Source organism: Jeotgalibacillus sp. R-1-5s-1, assembly GCF_004405105.1.
GTDB lineage: Bacteria > Bacillota > Bacilli > Bacillales > Jeotgalibacillaceae > Jeotgalibacillus.
In genome coordinates this window covers 158690-177502 of record NZ_SORW01000044.1, presented here as the reverse complement: position 1 = coordinate 177502, position 18813 = coordinate 158690, and the positions used below count along the sequence as shown (strand labels likewise).

At 44.3% G+C, this 18813-nt stretch carries 19 protein-coding genes and 1 pseudogene; 3 read left to right on the top strand and 17 right to left on the bottom strand.

Annotated features, from left to right (window positions below; genetic code table 11):
* Positions 1-58: 58 nt before the first annotated feature.
* Positions 59-1506: pseudogene (locus tag E2491_RS13645) on the bottom strand (protein adenylyltransferase SelO).
* Between the two features lie 138 nt (positions 1507-1644).
* On the opposite strand from E2491_RS13645, the gene E2491_RS13640 reads away from it, so the two are divergent.
* On the top strand, positions 1645-1905 hold the full coding sequence (locus E2491_RS13640) for a DUF4190 domain-containing protein (RefSeq protein ID WP_371414480.1): 261 nt from the start codon (positions 1645-1647) through the stop codon (positions 1903-1905).
* Between the two features lie 40 nt (positions 1906-1945).
* Here the strand turns inward: E2491_RS13640 and E2491_RS13635 are convergent, their stop codons facing one another.
* The 5 genes from E2491_RS13635 to E2491_RS13615 form a co-directional block, all read right to left on the bottom strand.
* On the bottom strand, positions 1946-2290 hold the full coding sequence (locus E2491_RS13635; RefSeq protein WP_166805891.1) for a carboxymuconolactone decarboxylase family protein: 345 nt from the start codon (positions 2288-2290) through the stop codon (positions 1946-1948).
* Positions 2291-2723: 433 nt separating this feature from the next.
* Positions 2724-3503, bottom strand: coding sequence for an alpha/beta hydrolase (locus E2491_RS13630; protein WP_134376168.1), 780 nt, complete (start codon positions 3501-3503; stop codon positions 2724-2726).
* A 33-nt stretch (positions 3504-3536) separates the two neighbouring features.
* Positions 3537-4286 (bottom strand): class I SAM-dependent methyltransferase, encoded by a 750-nt coding sequence (locus E2491_RS13625; protein ID WP_134376167.1) that lies wholly within the window; start codon positions 4284-4286, stop codon positions 3537-3539.
* A 60-nt stretch (positions 4287-4346) separates the two neighbouring features.
* Positions 4347-5588, bottom strand: a complete 1242-nt coding sequence (locus E2491_RS13620; RefSeq protein WP_134376166.1) for an MFS transporter — start codon at positions 5586-5588, stop codon at positions 4347-4349.
* A 129-nt stretch (positions 5589-5717) separates the two neighbouring features.
* Positions 5718-6311 (bottom strand): hypothetical protein, encoded by a 594-nt coding sequence (locus E2491_RS13615; RefSeq protein WP_134376165.1) that lies wholly within the window; start codon positions 6309-6311, stop codon positions 5718-5720.
* A 138-nt stretch (positions 6312-6449) separates the two neighbouring features.
* On the opposite strand from E2491_RS13615, the gene E2491_RS13610 reads away from it, so the two are divergent.
* Positions 6450-6767: a hypothetical protein gene (locus E2491_RS13610; RefSeq protein ID WP_134376164.1), complete on the top strand. Its 318-nt coding sequence runs from the start codon at positions 6450-6452 to the stop codon at positions 6765-6767.
* Positions 6768-6891: 124 nt separating this feature from the next.
* Here the strand turns inward: E2491_RS13610 and E2491_RS17550 are convergent, their stop codons facing one another.
* From E2491_RS17550 to E2491_RS13565, 11 genes are all read right to left on the bottom strand, one after another.
* Positions 6892-7059, bottom strand: a complete 168-nt coding sequence (locus tag E2491_RS17550) for a hypothetical protein (RefSeq protein WP_166805890.1) — start codon at positions 7057-7059, stop codon at positions 6892-6894.
* 10 nt (positions 7060-7069) lie between these two features.
* Entirely contained in the window at positions 7070-7498 is a 429-nt protein-coding gene (locus E2491_RS13605) for an NUDIX hydrolase (RefSeq protein ID WP_134376163.1), read from the bottom strand.
* Positions 7499-7576: 78 nt separating this feature from the next.
* The gene (locus E2491_RS13600) at positions 7577-8404 is read right to left on the bottom strand and encodes a carbohydrate ABC transporter permease (protein ID WP_134376162.1); all 828 of its coding nucleotides are present in this window, start codon (positions 8402-8404) and stop codon (positions 7577-7579) included.
* Between the two features lie 15 nt (positions 8405-8419).
* The gene (locus E2491_RS13595) at positions 8420-9319 is read right to left on the bottom strand and encodes a carbohydrate ABC transporter permease (protein ID WP_134376161.1); all 900 of its coding nucleotides are present in this window, start codon (positions 9317-9319) and stop codon (positions 8420-8422) included.
* A 74-nt stretch (positions 9320-9393) separates the two neighbouring features.
* Positions 9394-10647: an ABC transporter substrate-binding protein gene (locus E2491_RS13590; RefSeq protein WP_134376160.1), complete on the bottom strand. Its 1254-nt coding sequence runs from the start codon at positions 10645-10647 to the stop codon at positions 9394-9396.
* A gap of 23 nt (positions 10648-10670) precedes the next feature.
* A complete protein-coding gene (locus tag E2491_RS13585; protein WP_134376159.1) occupies positions 10671-12779 on the bottom strand; it encodes an amylo-alpha-1,6-glucosidase in 2109 nt (702 codons plus the stop codon).
* Positions 12780-12858: 79 nt separating this feature from the next.
* A complete protein-coding gene (locus E2491_RS13580) occupies positions 12859-13863 on the bottom strand; it encodes a LacI family DNA-binding transcriptional regulator (protein WP_134376158.1) in 1005 nt (334 codons plus the stop codon).
* A 162-nt stretch (positions 13864-14025) separates the two neighbouring features.
* Complete coding sequence (locus E2491_RS13575) at positions 14026-14472, bottom strand: hypothetical protein (protein WP_134376157.1); 447 nt, start codon at positions 14470-14472, stop codon at positions 14026-14028.
* An 18-nt stretch (positions 14473-14490) separates the two neighbouring features.
* Complete coding sequence (locus E2491_RS17545; RefSeq protein ID WP_166805877.1) at positions 14491-14664, bottom strand: hypothetical protein; 174 nt, start codon at positions 14662-14664, stop codon at positions 14491-14493.
* A gap of 137 nt (positions 14665-14801) precedes the next feature.
* On the bottom strand, positions 14802-15584 hold the full coding sequence (locus E2491_RS13570; RefSeq protein WP_134376156.1) for a putative hydro-lyase: 783 nt from the start codon (positions 15582-15584) through the stop codon (positions 14802-14804).
* Between the two features lie 14 nt (positions 15585-15598).
* Positions 15599-16447 carry a hypothetical protein gene (locus tag E2491_RS13565; protein ID WP_134376155.1) on the bottom strand — a complete coding sequence of 283 codons (849 nt, stop codon included), beginning with the start codon at positions 16445-16447 and terminating at the stop codon, positions 15599-15601.
* 618 nt (positions 16448-17065) lie between these two features.
* On the opposite strand from E2491_RS13565, the gene E2491_RS13560 reads away from it, so the two are divergent.
* Positions 17066-18385 (top strand): hypothetical protein, encoded by a 1320-nt coding sequence (locus tag E2491_RS13560; protein ID WP_134376154.1) that lies wholly within the window; start codon positions 17066-17068, stop codon positions 18383-18385.
* The last annotated feature ends 428 nt before the right edge of the window (positions 18386-18813 follow it).

Genomic DNA, 18813 nt, shown 5'->3' with positions numbered 1-18813 from the left:
TTCAATAAAAGGAAGGCCGGAACCATTCCCGGTTCCGGCCTTCAAAATCATATTCACTTTATGTCCCACAATAAGTCTGATACCCGCGGGCCGACAAAAAGCCGGTTCTTCTTCGCGGTATTCATAAGGTTTCGTAACTACTTCAAGCAGCTTCTCCACTTTGGATAAATCTCCTGACTCAGCCGCCTCCAGTGCTTCCTCTACCAGATGATTGCGTGGAATCACTGATGGATTAGCAGACTTCATTAAGTTCTGGACGTCTGAAAGTGACTGTTCCTGACGATCCAGTCTTTCATTCCACTGCTGCACCCATTCTTTAAAACCTTCATCTGATTCAAGTCCTGTGTTCTCCTGCAGCGTTAATGCGCGGAATGTATTTGTATAGTCCGCTCTGTGCTGTTCCATCAGCTCCAGCAAGCGGTTAGCGAGCGCAAGATCTTCTTGCTCTTCGTTAAACAACCCGAGCTTCTTCCGCATCCCGCTCAGCCAGTTTTCCTGATAAAAGCCCGAATATTGCTCGATGGCATGCTGGGCTAGTTTGATGGCCTCTTCCTGGTCTTCATGCAGAAGTGGAATTAGACTTTCAGCGAAACGCGCCAGATTCCAGCCACCGATATGCGGCTGGTTGTAATAGGCGTAACGTCCGTCGCGGTCGATCGAGCTGAAGACTGTTGCCGGGTTGTACGTATCCATAAAGGCACATGGGCCGTAATCAATCGTTTCACCACTGATGGTCATGTTATCTGTATTCATGACGCCATGAATAAACCCGACGTGCTGCCATTTAGCGATCAGTGATGCCTGACGTTTGATAACTGCCATGAGGAAAGCAAAATAAGGGTTTTCTTCTGATTTCAGTTCAGGGTAGTGCCTCACGATCGCATAGTCGGCTAATGACTTTAGCGCTTCTTTGCCTCCCCATTTAGCGGCGAATTGGAAGGTTCCTACCCGTAAATGGCTGGCTGCAACGCGTGTCAGGACGGCGCCCTGCTTCACGGTTTCACGGTAAACGGGCTCACCTGTTGTCACAACAGCGAGACTTCTCGTCGTTGGAACCCCCAGTCCATGCATGGCTTCACTGATCATGTATTCCCGAAGCATCGGACCAAGTGCCGCACGGCCGTCTCCACCGCGGGAATAAGGTGTGCGCCCCGATCCTTTTAACTGAATGTCAACGATTTGACCATCCGTTTTCTTTTGTTCTCCAAGTAATAAAGCACGGCCATCTCCAAGCATGTTGAAGTAGCCGAACTGATGCCCGGCGTAAGCCTGTGCAATTGGCATGGCATTGTCTGATGCCGCATTTCCAGCCAGCATATTCAGGTTCTCGTTCGAACGTAAAGCTTCAGGCTTTAATCCAAGCTCCTCTGCCAGCCTGTCATTTACCAGTGTATATGCTGGACTGCTGACCTTGTTTGGTTGAATCTGTGAATAAAAAATCTCGGGCAGCGCTGTATAAGTGTGCTGAAGTGACCAGCCTGCCTGATGCGTAAAATGCTGTGTCATGGTCTCTCCCCGTTCCGGTTTGACATACAGGATTCATGTGTCCTGTTTGCTTTATTATAAACGGATTTCTCCCAAATACTAAATCATTGAAACGAATCGGTGCTTAAATCGTAATGTAGGGTAAGGAGCTGATTGAAAATGGATGTAAAACAAACGAACAGTAACTCGATTGTTTCGCTTACACTCGGGATTCTTTCTCTACTGATCCCCCTCATCGGATTGATACTTGGTATCGCAGGCGCGATCTTAGGTGTGAGGGCATTATCTCAAATCAAGGAAGATAATGGACTTGGCAAAGGATTGGCGATATCAGGGATTATTTGCAGCGGTTTAGGGCTTGTGGGTAACTTGTTGATGGTGCTTGGTTTTGTTGCTTTTTTTATGGTTGGCACTACGTGAATGCAAAAACCCGATCCTTTGCTGGAATCGGGCTTTTCATTTAATGACGCAATTGCTTCAGCATCTCCAGCCCCATCGTCACACCGTGGCTCATAGAAGAACCGCCGCCGTATGCAGCTGCCACCATCATCGCTTCATGAATCTGTTTATCTGAGCAGTCGTGTTCAATACATTGATCCATATGATACACCATGCTGGATTCGTCTCCGTCTGTGACGGCAATGGCAAGCGCGATCAAATGCTTGTGAGCCCGGTCGATTTCACCATCCTCAAACGCTTTTCCGGTAAATTGGTTGTACTCATGAATCGCAGACGGCATCTCCTCATGCACGAGACTGATCCCCCGTCTGTAGCGTTCAAGTATTTCCTGTGCGTTGATTTGCATGTTCATACCCCTTTCGTAAATGAATGAGGTTAGTTTTTCCTGATAGCGGGCGGATTATGTAAGGTCTGAATCTTCATCCTCCGGGTCGAATTCCATGCTATCGTAAATGTAACCTAAGGAATCAGGGTATCCCCATCCTACTTGACTTGCCTCCTCTAAAATAGCCTGAAGCCTGTCAGCGTAAGAAACAACGCGTTCATATGAGGTATCAATCATGTCCAATGCATCAGCAAAAGTAGAACTTCAACCGCTTCTTCCCCCTGAAACTTAGTCGACAGATCACTTTTCACCTCAGGATTCAATTCGTACAGCTCTCCAATCAGGCTGATCAATTCTTTTTGGTCGTATTCTCTTAATGCTTTTTTAACTCATTTAGCTTTATAACCACTACACTAGCCTGCTGTTTTCACATCGAGAATACCCAGAAAGTATGTTAAGAAGATGAATAGAGATATTTAAGTATATCCGGCAGTCTCTTCTTCCAGGCACCTTCATTATGAACCGCTCCCTCCACCAGCTGAAACTGATGCGGGACTCCTTTTTCTTCAATGATCTTCCTCATGCTTTCATTAACTTTTACATAAACCTCAGGTCCGAAATGCCCTGTCCACTCATCTGTTCCTGTGTCAAAGTAAAACCGTTCCACAGCGGACAAATCACTTTCTCTCACAAAAGTCTCGATATCCTCCTGACAGAACCAGTATGCATTCGACAGCGCAGCTACCCGTCTAAACACGGATGGATAATGGGACATCGCATAGGTTGAAATCAACCCGCCTGCCGAGCTTCCAGCGATGGCTGTCTCAGCAGGAATCGTCCGGTATTTTTCATCGATCAGAGGCTTCAGTTTATGGACAATGAAATCGACATACGTTTTCCCTTCACCACCGACCTTTACAGATGGCTCAATATCCAGCCCCTTCTTAATGTCGTCCTTCATTTCCCACGGAGAATACTCGTCACTTCTTTTATGTCCTTCAGGATTACAGTCAATTCCTACTACAATCAGTGAAAGCCCCGTCTTCTTAAGCGCCCCCTGCACATCCCAGCTTGTTCCGAAAAACGACTCTTCATCACTGAACAGGTTCTGTGCATCATGCATATACAAAACAGGATAGTGACGGTCTCCACCCTGATAATCATCAGGTAAATAAACACTGATTTTGCGTTCGCGTTTCAACTGCGTCATCTCGCAGGTAAATGATTCGATCATGATTGCCCCTCCTTTTTAGTAACTCAATTGTTGCTATAAAGGCTTTTTTACTTTCATAATAAACGTCGCAGGTACCAGTGCAGCCTTCTGAACCGAATACCACTTTCCATGATCATCCGGATGTTCTTCCGGGAGGAATGCATCATCAATGATTTTTTCTATCATAAATCCTGCGTCAACCAGTGTATTAACATATGTACTCAGTTTTCTATGGTGAATGACGACCGTATTTTTCCACGCTTCATTCAGTTCAGGCCCTTCAGCATGATACGATTTTTTCAACTGAAATGCCCCGTTCACAAAGGAAATCCTGTCATGTATTGGATGCTCCCAGCTGAAAATAAAGGCACCACCCGGCTTCAAATAGGTGTAAATGTGATTAAGCGTCTGCTTTAAATCAACTGTCCAGCCCAGCGCGTAAATGGAATAAACCATATCAAAATAATCCACCGGCAATCCGGGATTTTTCTCCATAGGGGATTCAAACAATGACACCCGAGCCTGTTGATTTCCAAGCACCTGTCTGGCTGCTTCTATCTGAGCAGATGTCAAATCCAGTCCCCACAATTCTTCTGCACCCTTGTCTGCCATATATGCGAGAGAATGCCCGCTGCCGCACCCGATATCCAACACCTTCTTACCACTGATCTCTCCAAACAATTGAAGCCGATCTTCAGATGGCGCAAGCGGACCAAAGTCCGGTAAGGCTGCGCGGCCAAAAAAGCGCGGCGCTTCTCTTTCCCAACTCGATTTATTCATGGATAATGTGTCTGATTTATTCATATGGTTCCACCTTTAAATGTCTGATTTTATTCTTTTCAAGAAGATCATCATGATCTCCTTTTATGATTTACCGAAATGTTTGTTTTCTTTTGCTGAAGCTGCCTCCACCTCAGCAACACGGTATCTTTCCACCTTCGCAAGCCCTCTTGCACACCAAAATCCAATCATTAAAAAGACAGCGATCATCCCTGCAACACCGATCCAGCCGAAACCTGACCAGAAAAAGCCTCCCAGTGTCCCGCCTATACTTGAACCAACATAATACAGAAATAGGTATAAGGATGATGCCTGCGATTTATGCTGAAGCGCACGTGCACTCACCCAGCTTGTCGCTACCGTCTGGCTGGCAAAAAAGCCGAACGCATATAGCGTCAGTGCCAGTACTTTGCTAAAAAGTGATCCTTCAAGCGAAATCAGCAGTCCTGTAAACGAAATCAGCAGGCTGATCAACAGCATTTTCTGCCGGCCAAACTTCTCTACTCTTCTGCCCGCCCAGATCGAGCTGTACATTCCGATAATCATGACGATAAACAGCCAGCTGACCAGCGCCTGACTCAGGTTGTAAGGCGGCTCAGTCAGGGCATACCCCATATAATTAAAAATCGCCACATTGCCTGCCATGATGATAAAGCCGATGCCAAATAAGTACCTCAGTCCCGGATCCTTCAGATGACTGACCATAGAGGATACAAGTGTCCCCGCATGCATCGCTTCAGACCCAAACTGTTCAGATGATCTGAGGTTCAATGTAAAAATAATCGCTGATATCAGACCTAAAACCCCGATGGCAGCCATGGCAAATTGCCAGTTCAGCCAATCTGCCACAATGCCTGAAAACACCCGTCCGAATACCCCACCAATTGCATTTCCGCTAATATAAAGACCCATTGCCACCCCAAGACTGCGGGCATCCATCTCCTCACCGAGATAAGCCATTGCAATCGCGGGAAGCCCTGCAAGCGTGATCCCAAGTAGCGTACGGAAAACAAGCAAAGTCGTAAAATCCGGACTGAAAGCTGCAAGGATACACAAAACTGAAGAAGCCACCATGCTGATGCTCATAACCGGCTTCCTTCCCCAAACCTCTGACAACGACCCAAAAATGATCAGACTAATTGCAAGTATAATCGTGGTAATCGATAAAGACAGACTTGAAATTGCCGGTGATACCTTAAACTCCTCCGAAAAAACAGGAAGCAAAGGCTGTGTACTATATAAAATCGCAAACGTATTAAATCCTGCTGCAAAAAAGGCAAAGCTCGTTTTTCTAAAAAGCGGTGTTCCATGACGAATCAGACTCATGATGCCTACCACCTTTAAAATGAATTTACAAATTAATGGTAGCACTAAATCATGTTGAAGTATAATGGATCACACTTTAACAGCAAAAAACCGGCTACCCTTTTAGAGGTAAACCGGATGCGACTATGGTTATTCCAGCTGATCTGCCGGGTGCCATTTCAAAGATCGTGCTGTCTGCGCCTGGCCATCTAAATAACCATACTTATACAGCGCATTCCCGTCCTCATCATAAGCCACAGCATTCAGTCTTTTTAACGGAATGTCCTGATCGAGCACAATTGTAGTCAGTTCTCCCTGCTTCACTTCTTCTCTTTTCACTTCTTCCCCCTCAGTGACTTCTATGTATGAAATTTGGTCATCACTGGATTGAAAGGTGAAATAGGTGAATTCCTTGCTCTCACCTCTGTAATTAATGCCACCAACGGTATAAATAGGGGACTCCCGATCATCATACGGGACATAAGTGGAGGAAATACTTGAATAGAAAAATTCCTGTTTTTCAGATATGACGGCACGGTAAGCCTCTCTCAGATCACTTTTGAAAAGAAAAACGGTCACGCCATCCATCTCGTACTCTTCCATTAACTCATAGTCTTCACTTATATGCTCATTCAGCTCTGCTGCACCAAGTGGCGTCAGCCTGTAAGCAGTCAGGAAATTAGCCATAATAACTAATCCTGCGATTAACACTCCGACAAATAAAACACTCTTAATTTTGAACATTGCATTCCTCCATATTTGTTATTTATTACCTCTATATTACCACATAAAATAACGTTTTCTGAAAACTTTTTTTGATTTTTCATTGAAACTTCCCTCAGGTGAAACACGTCTACTCTGCTATAAAGGGAGGACTGCTTTGTGGAAATATATGATTTTCAATATATGATCTTGTTCACCTTGCTGATGGGGATGGTAGCCGTTTGCGTAAGACTGATTGTGACAAAAGAAAAACAAGCGGTTAATACATTCACGCTGATTCTGACTTCTTTCGTGACCTTTTTCATCACAGTCTTTAACCTGATTATTGCCGGATATGTATCGGATGAAATTGCTTCTGGCGGAGATCCTTACTTAATGATCCTGTCTTTTTTCGTCATGTTATTCATTCCAGTGAACCTTGCATTGTTTATTACACTGAAGAAGCGCAGCCATACAGCTTCACGCATAGACGTTTAACGAGATTGGGCCGGGTCCTTATGGAGCCGGTTCGATCAGTAAGCTAAGTTGCGGATTCCTGAACCGCTCCCTCTAGATTTCCTGACAAAAGTGGCACTCATCCGGATTCAATCACTCGTGACACTTATTCAATCGTTTGAAAATTTTTATCCATCGTTTCAACAATTATTTCTCTCGTTCCAGAAATTTTTTCCATCACAACCTGTTCAACCTCGATTTTTCCCTTCATTAACTTTCCCGATTCAATCACTCCAGCTCCGGATTCAATCGTTTCAAAAATTAATTCCATCACTCCAAAAACTTCACATACCTTTCAAAACTTCAGCCAATCCCTCGGGATACAGCACCTTATCCCCCGAAACGCATTCATCAATCCGCACCCACACCGCTCTGCCACCAGGTTTATCTATAATGCCATACTCAGATTTCCCAGCCGCTTCATCATCCTGAAATGACACAAGGTAAACCTGAATAATCTCATGCCCCATCTCCTCCTCAACCCAAAATATATTCTCCAGACAAGTCACATATTCATCGATCAAAACCTCATATCCAAGCTCTTCCCGAAACTCCCTCACAAGCGCTTCATCAGACCTCTCACCGAACTCAATTGAACCGCCCAGAGGCCGATAAAAATAACCACTGCCTTTTGCAGGCTCTTCCCCGTATTCTTCAAGTAGCAGCTTCCCATCCTGAATGATCAGTCCAAACACCTTTGCTCTCGGATACAAATAAACCCCTCCTTCAAAAAGAAAAAATGACTCCTAAAAGAGCCATTTTCTCCATGTTATCATCTATCAAACAAACGTTTATTTGCCTCCTGTTAATGACAGTCCTTTAATAAAATACTTATTGAAGAACGCGTAAATCACAAGCACTGGAAGCGTAAAGACCATTGATGCTGCCATGATGTAGTTCCAGTAGCTGACGAACTGACCCTTGAACGTGTTAAGGCCAAGCGGCAGGGTGTACATGCTTGAATCAGTCATGATAATCAGCGGACGCATAAAGTCATTCCAGAATCCCATGAAAACGAAGATTGCCTGAGCAGCAAGCGCCGGCTTTGCGAGTGGGAGCACGACTTTGAAGAAGGTCCCGATCCGGCTCAGTCCGTCAATTGCAGCTGCCTCCTCAAGCTCCTTCGGGAAATTCACGAAGAACTGACGCATCATAAAGATGAAGGTTGCGTTGATCATAGACGGTACAATCATTCCCTGATAACTGTTCAGCCAGCCAAATTCACGGAGAATCAGATAGTTTGGAATCATCGTCACCTGTGCCGGAATCATCAGGACAGCAAGAATAATGATGAAGAGCCCTTTTTTCCCCGGGAAAGACAGTCTCGCCAGTGCATAACCCGCCATCGAATTAAAAATCAGATTTAATCCTGTTCCGACAGTAGCAATAAACACACTGTTAAACATCCAGCGCGGAAACAGCTCCTCCTCTATAAAAATCTGGCGATAATTATCGAGCGTGAAATTTTCGGGAATAAAGGTAATCGCACCACTGACAATTTCAGATAAAGGCTTAAAGGAAGATGACAGCGCCCATAGAAATGGAATCAGTGTAATAAGCGCATAAAGGCTAAGGATTCCGTACAAAATGATTCGTCCAATGCTCGTTTTTTTCTTCACATCAATCCCGCCCTTCTAATAAAGATTTTCCTCTTTTGAAAATTTGCGCTGAAGAAGTGTCGCTACTAAAATGACAATCGCCAGCATAAAGGCAATCGCTGTTGCGTATCCCATCGTATCCATCGTTTTAAAAGCATACTGATAAATTAATAGCACCACAGTAAGCGTCGAGTTATCCGGTCCACCTGAACCGCCTGAGAAAATATAAGACTGGTCAAATAGCTGGAACGTGCCAATGATCCCCATAATCACAACAAACGAGGTAATCGGCTTTAAGTGAGGAACGGTAATGGACCAGAATTTGCGAATCGGTCCAGCTCCGTCCAGTTCTGCTGCTTCATACAGAGAATCCGGTATATCCTGAAGGGCTGCCAGATAGATAACCATAAAGAATGGTGCTGTAGCCCAAATGTTCATAATCATAATAGCTGTTAAAGCGACATTCGGATCACCTATAAAATCATATGTAGGTAGACCGAGTGATTCTAATCCAAAGTTTACTAACCCTTCACGGTTATACATCCACATAAAAATCAGTGTTAAAACGGCTGAGGATGTTAACGTCGGCAGGAAGTAGACAATCCTGAAAAACTTTTCACCCTTCATTCCTGCATTTAACGTTGCCGCCAGGACAATCGCAAGGACGGTCTGACACGGTACAACGATAATCACATACTTAAACGTATTCCATAGCGCAATCAGTGCTCTGCGGTCATCAAATACCCGCTCGTAATTGGCAAATCCCACAAAATTAAAGGCTGTTTCTCCGAGTAAACGGACGTTGTGAAACGACAGGAAAACAGCGTAAAAGATCGGTCCAAGAATAAAACAGGCTAATACGAAAAGGGTTGGAGACATAAAGAAATATCCCTGTCCCGCTTCCTGCAATTTCTTTCGGCTGTATTTACGGCTCATCTTATGTCACTCCCATTTCAAGTAAGAAGCTGACGATTGCTTCGCCAGCTTCCTCCCTTTAAAGTTACGGCTGATTAATTATTGGCCTCAATTTCGCTGTTTGCCTGCTCCTCTGCTTCTTTTAACGCTTCATCCAGTGGACGCTCACCAAGGAACGCACTGACAAACTGGTTATTGAAGTTGTTTGTGATTGTTGGCAGGTTTGTTCCGTTTGCCCAGACAGTTGCATACTCTGCACCTGCTACAAGCGGACCGCGCAGCTCATCATTGGCATAACCAAGCTTTTCAGCAACTGATTTACGTGTCGGAAGAGCGAACCCTTTACTTGTCCATGTTTCCATTCCTTCTTTACCAGTCAGGTACTCAATCAGCTTCCATGATGCTTCTTTCTTTTCAGAGGCAGCATTCATAACGTAAGACACCGTAAACGCCATCGTTCCTTTTTCACCGTTAATCGTTGGCACCTCAGCTGTTCCGTATTCTAATTCAGGGAAAGTCTCTTCTAAGTAAGGAATGTTCCAGTTTCCTTCAAGTACCATTGCTGCACGCTGCTGTCCGAACATATCTCCACCTGATGAGGCACCTACTTCTGAAGGCTGTGCAGATGTTTTATCGACATTGTGCTGATCAATAATTGGCTGCAGTGCTTCGATCACCTCATCACTGCCGAAGTTCGCCATGTTATCCTCTACTACACTGCCTCCCAGTGATTCAGCTACAAAGTACTGACGTGCAAGCTCAGGTGCTACACCATATCCGTAAACGCCATCCTTCGTAAGTGCTTTAGACACTTCCATCATTTCTTCCCAAGTTGTCGGCACTTCTACGCCAGCCTCTTCAAACAGGGTTTTGTTATAGAAAAGAGCCAGTGTGGAATAATCCTTCGGGAATCCGTATGTGACGCCATCCTGCTGGAAGGCTTCAAGTAACGGTGCTTCAAAATCCTCTACATCGAATTCTTCTGTCACGTAATCATCAAGTGGTTCAAGAACGCCTGTCTCAATTAGAGCCGGTGCTTCAAAGGCATCCAGATAAAAAACATCAGGACCCTCCCCGCCGATCAGCCGCGTTTTCATTACGTCCATGTACTGATCTGCAATGACCTCAAGCTTGACATCGATATCCGGATTTTGCGCTTCAAAATCATCCAATGTCTGTTGCAGCAGATCCTGCTCAGTCGGATTTCCTCCCCATCCTGCAAGCGTGATTGTTGTTTTACCACCTTCATCAGAAGAGCCTTCCCCACCATTATCAGAACTGCATCCAGCTAAGACGCCACCTGCTAATAGTGCTGTTACACTCATTGAAACCATCCATTTCTTTTTCATGCTTATTCGCTCCTTTTCCCCTTTTAATGAGTTCGTGCCGTTAAACGATTTTCGATGTCAAAGCCCGTTGTATTTTTCACAATGTCAACATTTACTTTGTCTCCAATTCTTTTCACATTAAGCGAAAGAACCCCTTCACCCACCTTCAGTTCATCGATTTGTAATTCATCCATGGAATCAAGTAATACAGGGTTAATTAAAATCCTATTATTTAAGCTGTCAGGGAAAATCCCTAACAAGGATTGAATAAAGGTCAGAGGTGTTCCAGCAGCCCACGCCTGTGGCGAGCACGCAACCGGATATGGAACCACTTTATTCAGCGATGCATCATAGCCGCAGAAAAGCTCCGGCAGACGATCATACTCGAAATGTCCGGAGGCCTCGATCAGCCCATCAATCACCTGGTTCATTTGTCTTTGATGACCAAGCTTGCCCATGCCGAGCAGAATCATGCTGTTATCATGCGGCCACACACTGCCGTCGTGATAACTCATTGGATTATAACCGGCTTCTCCCACAGCCATTGTCCGGATGCCATATCCTGAAAACATATTGTCATTTGTCAGCTGTTCAGAGACTTTCTTCGCTCTTTCTTCCGTCAGAATGCCCGACTGTAAAAGGTGACCGGGATTCGATGTGATCGTTCCCACCTGTTTTTTATGTTCATCTAATGCGATGGCGTAAAATTGTACATCTTCCATCCAAAAATCCTGATTGAACTTTTCTTTCAACTGTTCAGACTGAACTCTCAATGCTTCCGCACGCCCGGATTCACCCAGCCTGTCAAGAAGTCTGGCAATACCCGTTTTCGCCTGATACACATATCCCTGAACTTCACTTAATGCAATTGGAGATTTCGCATAGTCACCATTTCGATGAACAACCGAGTCACCGGAATCCTTCCATCCCTGATTGGCAATCCCTTTTGATGCTTCCTGATGATATTCAACAAACAAATCACCATCACGGTCTCCATATTGATCAATCCATTCAAGGGCACGATCAATATTGGAACGCAGCTCCTCAGCCAGCTTCAAATCCCCTGTCCAGTTCACCGTTTCCACGAGAAGCATCAGAAACAGCGGTGTGGAATCAACACTTCCATAGTAAGGAGCAAAAGGAATTTGATTTGTGTTCGCAAGCTCTCCGTAACGAATTTCATGCATGATTTTCCCGGGTTGCTCATCTCTCCATGCATCCACCTTCGTTCCCTGATAATGCGCCATCGTGCGCAGCGTTCCTTTTGCCACCTCTGCATTGAAAGGCAAAAGCTGAAGGGCAGCGATCAGGCTGTCACGTCCAAATGGAACGCCAAACCATGGAAGACCTGCGACTGGAAATGAGCCATGTCCAACATCCGTCAGCAGCACTCTCAGATCGTCTGTACCACGTTGAATCAGCTTCTCCAGCTGATGGTGATCCGTTCTGATTCGCGGTAATGAATCATTCCACTGCTGATAGGAATGCTGCAGTGCCTTCAACGCGCTTTCCTGATCCGTCACTTTACTTGCCTCATCCTGTTGAAGCGCTTCCACAGTGAACGTCAGCTCCTTCGATTCCCCGTGATTTAGCGTCCAGGTGAAATCGACCGTTCCGCCGTGCGCATTGCGTTCCGGCTCGTCCCAGCTGATCACAGTTCTCCGGTTGATCTGATCAGCACCGTTGTAGGTAAAAGTAATACTTCCAGGCTCTGAAATTGTCGCGCCTTTTTTACCTACCTCTCCATTTTGAAAACCCCGGACAATGAACATATCCGCAAAATCGGCATCCGCCTGCAGGCCGAGATTAAAGGATACTTCTTTTGGGAAAAAGCTTGTTGCCTTTACCGTTTCGTATAGAACATCATCATGGATAAACCTGGTCCGCTCAATCTGAATCGACTCTCTCCACAGAATCAGCTCCCCGTCTTTTTCCTGATGCGGGTTCGTCAAAAGAATGCTGGAACGGAAGTTTTCACCACCATCTGAATGCAGCGGGATCGGTGACTCCCCGTTGATTAACAGCTTGAATTTACTTAGGAATCGCGTGTCCTTTGTGTAGAGCCCAAGCTCATATGTATGATTAGAAACAATATCTCCCTTTTCATCAGTCAGTAAAAACAAATCGTTTTCTTTGATCACTCTATAGTTCATAAAAGCCTCTCCTATCAGCATCCGAAACGTTTCGGATTTAGTCAAAAAAAGAACCCAAGCTTTATCTTGCGCCGATAAATTATAGACACTGTTGGCTTGAGTCCCGAATCATTAATTCATGTTTTACTATCGTCTTTCCAGGCTGCTTACCCTCCAGCATACCGATCAGCATTTTAGCTGCTTCATAACCGAGTCCGTGTGTATCCTGAGAAACCGTGGTCAGAGCAGGTGTTACATATTTAGCAAGTAAAATATCGTCATATCCGACAATCGACAAGTCTTCAGGTGCACTTTTGCCGAGTTCCTTTAATGCTGACAAAGCTCCGATGGCCATTAAATCACTCGCACAAAAGATCGCAGTTACATCAGGATGCTGGCTCATTATATTCAGCAAGCTTGCTCTCCCGCCTTCTTCAGAAAATCCTCCGTTCTCTACCTGAAGCAGAGATAATCCAGCTTCATTAAGCGCTTTTTGGAAACCATCAAGTCGCTCCTGACTGACGAAAGCCTGGTCATGACCGTTAATCATCGCTATTTTTGTATGTCCAAGTCCAAGTAAATGCTTACCCGCTTCATAGGCTCCGATTACATTGTCTGTTGAAACATAGCCAGTTTTCGGACCCATTTTAGGAATGTCGACAAGTACACAAGGTATATCTCCATCAATAATCTCCTCAAGATAAGGATCATCGGTTTTGATTCCCTGGATAACAACACCGTCCACCTGACGTTCGCGGCACAGCTGATGATACGTTTTTTCTCTCTGCTTAGATGAATTCGTATTGAACAATACAATATCGTAATCCGTGCCAGAGGCGAAGTCATTGACCCCTGCCAGTACATTCAGCATAAAATTATCCTTCAGGCTTTCTCTGATAAATCCTGATACAAGTAATCCGATTGTTTTTGACTTCTTCATCACGAGGCTGCGGGCAATCGTGTTAGGCGTGTAATTCAGCTGTCTTGCTGTTTCTACAATCTTTTTACGGGTCGCTTCGTTTACATCCGAATACCCATTTAGGGCACGCGAAACAGTTGTTACGGAAACGCCGGCTGTCTTTGCAATATCTTTTATAGTCGTCATTTCATCACGCTCCCGAAACGTTTCGGATTAATTGATTTGAATTATAGAATATCCTGAAAGCGATTGCAACAAGTTTTTTATAAGGAATATTTTATATCCTTCAAAAGGGATATTCTCTTCCCATGAAAAAGCGACCCCAGCTATGAGAAGGATCGCTCTCCGTTATGGATTTATTTCCACTATTCTCTTCTCGTCAGCAGTCACCATCACAGAAACATTTTTCCCATCTTCATTCACTCCTGAAAAATAATAGGCAGTATGAGGATGAAAAGGATTAATCCGATCTTCCCAACGTTCTATCATTAATGGCAGGTTCCCTCTATCTGTGATGTCAACCAATCCATATTCCTCCACAACTGTTGACTCCGCCTCGACATATGTAACCTGTGGAATGGAGAATGAGATGACTACGATCAACATCAGGAAAAATAATAGATGGGTTTTCCATTTTTTCTTCTCAATGAGATAAGGAAATAAGATACTGTAGCTGCTCAGCACCATCACAATCGCATTTAACGGCCCTGTATTGGCATAATACCAGTCATTAATGACAACAAGCACGAGAAATATGATAATCGAGATTAAAACACCTGGCCCGTATCTATGCATTTCACTCCCTCCTATCAATCAGAAATAGTTAAATATACCGACAAAAAAAGCTGAGAACACAAAACAGAATAAGAACATGGTCAGCCAGTCACGTCTTTTGGTCGTTTTGAACATAATATTCAAAAACGACCCAATCGCAAACATCATCACAAAGATGATCAGCACAGTGAGTGAAGCTTCATCCCAAAACAAATAGCATCCCCCTTTTGGAAATAATCCTTAAACCAAGGATACCATTTATTCTAAAATATGTATGGAAACTTTGATAGTGTTTCTAAAAGAGAAAACCCCCTGCTAATAGCAAGAGGTTCCAACTATCAACTAAGTCTCTACAAAACCGAAAACTCTTCATTCTTCAAATCAGTTATAAACATATGACCTGGAGAATGCGTAATCATCAGCTCGGGCTTAACATGCATGGCGATCGCCTGCGGTGTGACCCCACATGCCCAAAATACAGGAACTTCGCCTTCTTTGATCGTGACGGAATCTCCAAAATCCGGATTATGGATGTCCTGTATTCCGATTTTTTCAGGACTGCCGATATGCACCGGCGCCCCGTGCACAGAAGGGAATCGGCTCGTCACCTGAACAGCACGAATCACTTCCTGCTCGCTCATCGGGCGCATGCTGACCACCATCGGCCCTTCAAATCGCCCTGCTTTTGTACATGCAATATTCGTTTTATACATCGGTACATTACACTGCTCTTCATGATGACGAATCGGAATCCCGTTTTGCAGAAGAGCCTCCTCAAACGTAAAGCTGCATCCAATTAAAAAACCAACCATATTCTCATCCCAAATGTCAGAAACGTTCTCGCACTCTTCGGTCATCTCACCATTTCGATAAATGCGGTATTTCGGAATATCTGTTTTCATATTGGCATCGGGGGCTGCGAACCGTGCCGAGATTTCCCCGGCTTCTACTACATCAATAATCGGACACGGCTTCGGATTACGCTGACAAAACAATAGAAACTCAAACGCCAGATCCTTTGGCAGCACGGCAAGGTTCGTCTGTATATAGCCGTTTGCCAGTCCGGCAGTCGGCTTTGTCCATTCATTTGCGCGTATCATTTCTCTGATTTCTGACGGTGATAATTGATTCATGGTACTCCCTCCATTTAAATGACAGATAAAAAGGCCAGGAGCATAAAGAACCCCAAAACAAAGGCGCTGATCAATCTGCCTCTTTTACGCTTCTTCAACTTTTTCTCATGTAATTCATTCAATTCATCAATCGATAAATCATCATTGACCTTTCTAGTCCATTCTCTGTGAAGGATCTCACTCGCCTCAACGATATTATTGTATGCTGACGGCTTAAATGGCACTACGTTCTCATCATTCAGGAGATGCTGGTGCCTTTGTGTACGACTATACCATTGTTTATTTGCATAATAGTATAACAGTTTTGATGAATAAGAGATTGGAACTCCCTGCTCTTCGAAATACTTCACCCACTGGTCGATTGTCGTCATATCATTCTCAGCCATCAGCATTTCAACCAGATCATTGTCCGTTACCACAGCAATCATTGGAGCAGTCACTTTGATCGTTCTTGGAGCATTGCCATAGTCATAAAACTCCCTGCTCGGCCTCGTCACGATCCTGATAATGTAAGGCAACATCACAACTCTATTAATATCCGAGAGTGGAAAAGAATGTTCTCTTTTCCGCTGCTTTTCTTCAATTCGATAGGTGGTTCCGTAAAAGTGACCATCTCTTACTTCATAATGAGCGTGATGCTTCTCTTTCCAAAACACCTTTTCAGCATGTCGGATCGTCACCCAGTTCAGCCAGCCAAACAACGGTGTCATCCACGCGATAAACCAGATCCAGGAAGCCTGGTAGATAAAAAACAACACAATAGGTAATAGAGTGACCGCACCTAAAAATAAAATGGCAACGCCAAACATAATTACATATGCAACAGAATAGAATGTCTCCGTCTTCGGTTCCTGATAATACATAATAATTCACCTCGGTTATTGATTACGACCCTTATTTGGAAATGTTTCACTCATTCCACAAATGAGTGCTTTGGTCGCATCGCATTACATAATGAACTAATACCCAATTTCAGGATGAATAGTCCTGAGGTTGAACGGTATTGTATTAGTTTTCGGTCAAACTTGTACGATATAGACCTTAGGTTTTGCAAAGTTCTTGTCGCTAAATGCAGTTGGGTAACTGAGAGGGTGATTGTGGCTGGAGCTGGTTTTCGGAATTCCATCACTTGTGGGAGTTATTCAGGCTTTCCAGATTTTTATCTCTTCTTTTAAAAAATTAATTCGGTCGTTTGAAAAATGTATTCCTTCACTAAGGTCTCGGGCTCCCATTATTCCTTCATTACAGTGCCCGGATCCCCTCCCTAACGGTCTTAATACCTTCACTTCAGCACTTGATTCCATCACTCTTACAAACGCTGATTCAACTTCAATACGTCTATTCTCCCTGCTCACCCCAAAGCGACACTGACCACCTGCCATTTCCATTCATCTTTTAATTCCTGCTTGCATAAACTTTTCCTAGCGTTTATGATGTAAATCGTAACCGTTATTATTTACATAAAAGGAGTGCTAATACGAATGAATCGTTTTTTAATCATGCTGTGGTCTGTCCTGGGCACACTCGTTCTTGCTGCCTGTAACACGAGTGACACTGCGCAGGAAGAAAGTCCGGAGACAAGCGCCTCACAAGCAGAGGAAGCAACGGAGTCAAACAAAGAAGAACATGAGGAAGACGAGCACCACGATCATGAGCACGCCGCAAGTCATGCACGGCTTGCTGTCTCTCACGAAAATGGTGTGTGGATCATTGACAGCGAGGGATATGAAGCTACAGAATCCTTTGATACAAAAACATCTGCGATTCGTCTCGCAGCGGACGATCGCCACCTTTTTGTGAGTGATCGCGAAAGTGGAAGCGTAAAGCTTTTAGATTCTGGTGTCTGGTCTGAGGCACACGGTGATCATGCCCATGATTACGTGGAGGCTCCATCCCTTTCTACTTTTGAATTAATCGGAGATGAACCTACTCATTTCGTTAATCACGGAGGCAATTCTGCTATTTTTTATGATGGCAGTGGTGAGGTTCAAGTATTCGGTGAGACTGCCTTTACAACTGAAAACGAACTGACACCGGTCACGACAATTCAGGTTGCACCCCATCATGGTGTGGCAGTGCCGCTGTCGGATGGACATGTTTTAGCGTCTTACACACCTGAAGATAACCCTCAGCCACTTCCGGAAGGCGTAGCACTATTTAATGCAGCGGGCGAAGAATTGAATCGTTTTGCAGGATGTCCAGGCCTTCACGGTGAAGCATCGGGTGGTTCAGGAGACACAGAAACGATTGCCTTCGGCTGCGAGGGACAGCTGCTGATTTACAGCGTAACTGAACAGAAAGCAATTGAAATTCCTTTACCTGATCAAAACGCACGCGTTGGATCATTGAAAGGGTTAGATAACGCTGACTATATCATCGGTAATTACAGTAGCGAGGACAATCCTGAATTAAATACACATATCTCCATTCTTGATTTAAAAGAACGTTCCGTAAGTACGGTTGACTTAGGTACGGAATACGTTGGCAGCATGGCGATGGACGAAGAACATGCTTATGTCCTTGGAAAGGATGGTAAGGTTTATACCGTTCATTTATCAGCCGGAGAAATCGAAGGAAGCATTTCTGCCATTGAACCAATCGCACCATCTGAAGGGCATGGACACGGCGCACCAAGTCCATCTATGTCACTCATTGAAGGAAACCTTTATATTACAGACCCGGCTGAGATGAACCTGACACTGGTTGACCTTGCTCATCAGGAAGCTGAGGTAGTAAAAACATTTGAAACTCCGCCAACTGCAGTCATCGCACTGAAAAAAGGCGAAGCGCACGACCATTAATCCTGTCCCCCCTAAATTTAAATAAAAAACGGATCCTGAAAAAGGGTCCGTTTTTGTATGGAAAATTGCGCGATGGTGATGAGCTGATAAATAGTAGCTGGTTTGTTGAATTCCTTCACTCGTGGAAGTGATTCAGTCTTTCCAGATTTTTATCCCTTCTTCTGAAAATTTTATTCGATCGTTTGAAAAATTTATTCCTTCACTAAGGCCCCGAGACCCTATAATCCCTTCATTCCAATGTCCGGATCCCTTCATTACCGGACTTAATCCCTTCACTTCAATAATCAATTCCATCACCAGTCACCTTCACAGCCTATTTATTTCGCTAAACTAAATTTTCCTGTTCTTACATAAAAAAAGTGACCATCACACCAACTTACTCTTTCACTTTAAACGGTTAAAAAGAATCATTCTCAATTTAAGGTTGA

Bases quoted from the DNA above. Each gene is read 5' to 3' on its own strand.
- E2491_RS13640 (WP_371414480.1), top strand. From the start codon at position 1,645: ATGGATGTAAAACAAACGAACAGTAACTCGATTGTTTCGCTTACACTC.
- E2491_RS13635 (WP_166805891.1), bottom strand. From the start codon at position 2,290: ATGCAAATCAACGCACAGGAAATACTTGAACGCTACAGACGGGGGATC.
- E2491_RS13630 (WP_134376168.1), bottom strand. From the start codon at position 3,503: ATGATCGAATCATTTACCTGCGAGATGACGCAGTTGAAACGCGAACGC.
- E2491_RS13625 (WP_134376167.1), bottom strand. From the start codon at position 4,286: ATGAATAAATCAGACACATTATCCATGAATAAATCGAGTTGGGAAAGA.
- E2491_RS13620 (WP_134376166.1), bottom strand. From the start codon at position 5,588: ATGAGTCTGATTCGTCATGGAACACCGCTTTTTAGAAAAACGAGCTTT.
- E2491_RS13615 (WP_134376165.1), bottom strand. From the start codon at position 6,311: ATGTTCAAAATTAAGAGTGTTTTATTTGTCGGAGTGTTAATCGCAGGA.
- E2491_RS13595 (WP_134376161.1), bottom strand. From the start codon at position 9,319: ATGAGCCGTAAATACAGCCGAAAGAAATTGCAGGAAGCGGGACAGGGA.
- E2491_RS13590 (WP_134376160.1), bottom strand. From the start codon at position 10,647: ATGAAAAAGAAATGGATGGTTTCAATGAGTGTAACAGCACTATTAGCA.
- E2491_RS13585 (WP_134376159.1), bottom strand. From the start codon at position 12,779: ATGAACTATAGAGTGATCAAAGAAAACGATTTGTTTTTACTGACTGAT.
- E2491_RS13580 (WP_134376158.1), bottom strand. From the start codon at position 13,863: ATGACGACTATAAAAGATATTGCAAAGACAGCCGGCGTTTCCGTAACA.
- E2491_RS13575 (WP_134376157.1), bottom strand. From the start codon at position 14,472: ATGCATAGATACGGGCCAGGTGTTTTAATCTCGATTATCATATTTCTC.
- E2491_RS13570 (WP_134376156.1), bottom strand. From the start codon at position 15,584: ATGAATCAATTATCACCGTCAGAAATCAGAGAAATGATACGCGCAAAT.
- E2491_RS13565 (WP_134376155.1), bottom strand. From the start codon at position 16,447: ATGTATTATCAGGAACCGAAGACGGAGACATTCTATTCTGTTGCATAT.
- E2491_RS13560 (WP_134376154.1), top strand. From the start codon at position 17,066: ATGAATCGTTTTTTAATCATGCTGTGGTCTGTCCTGGGCACACTCGTT.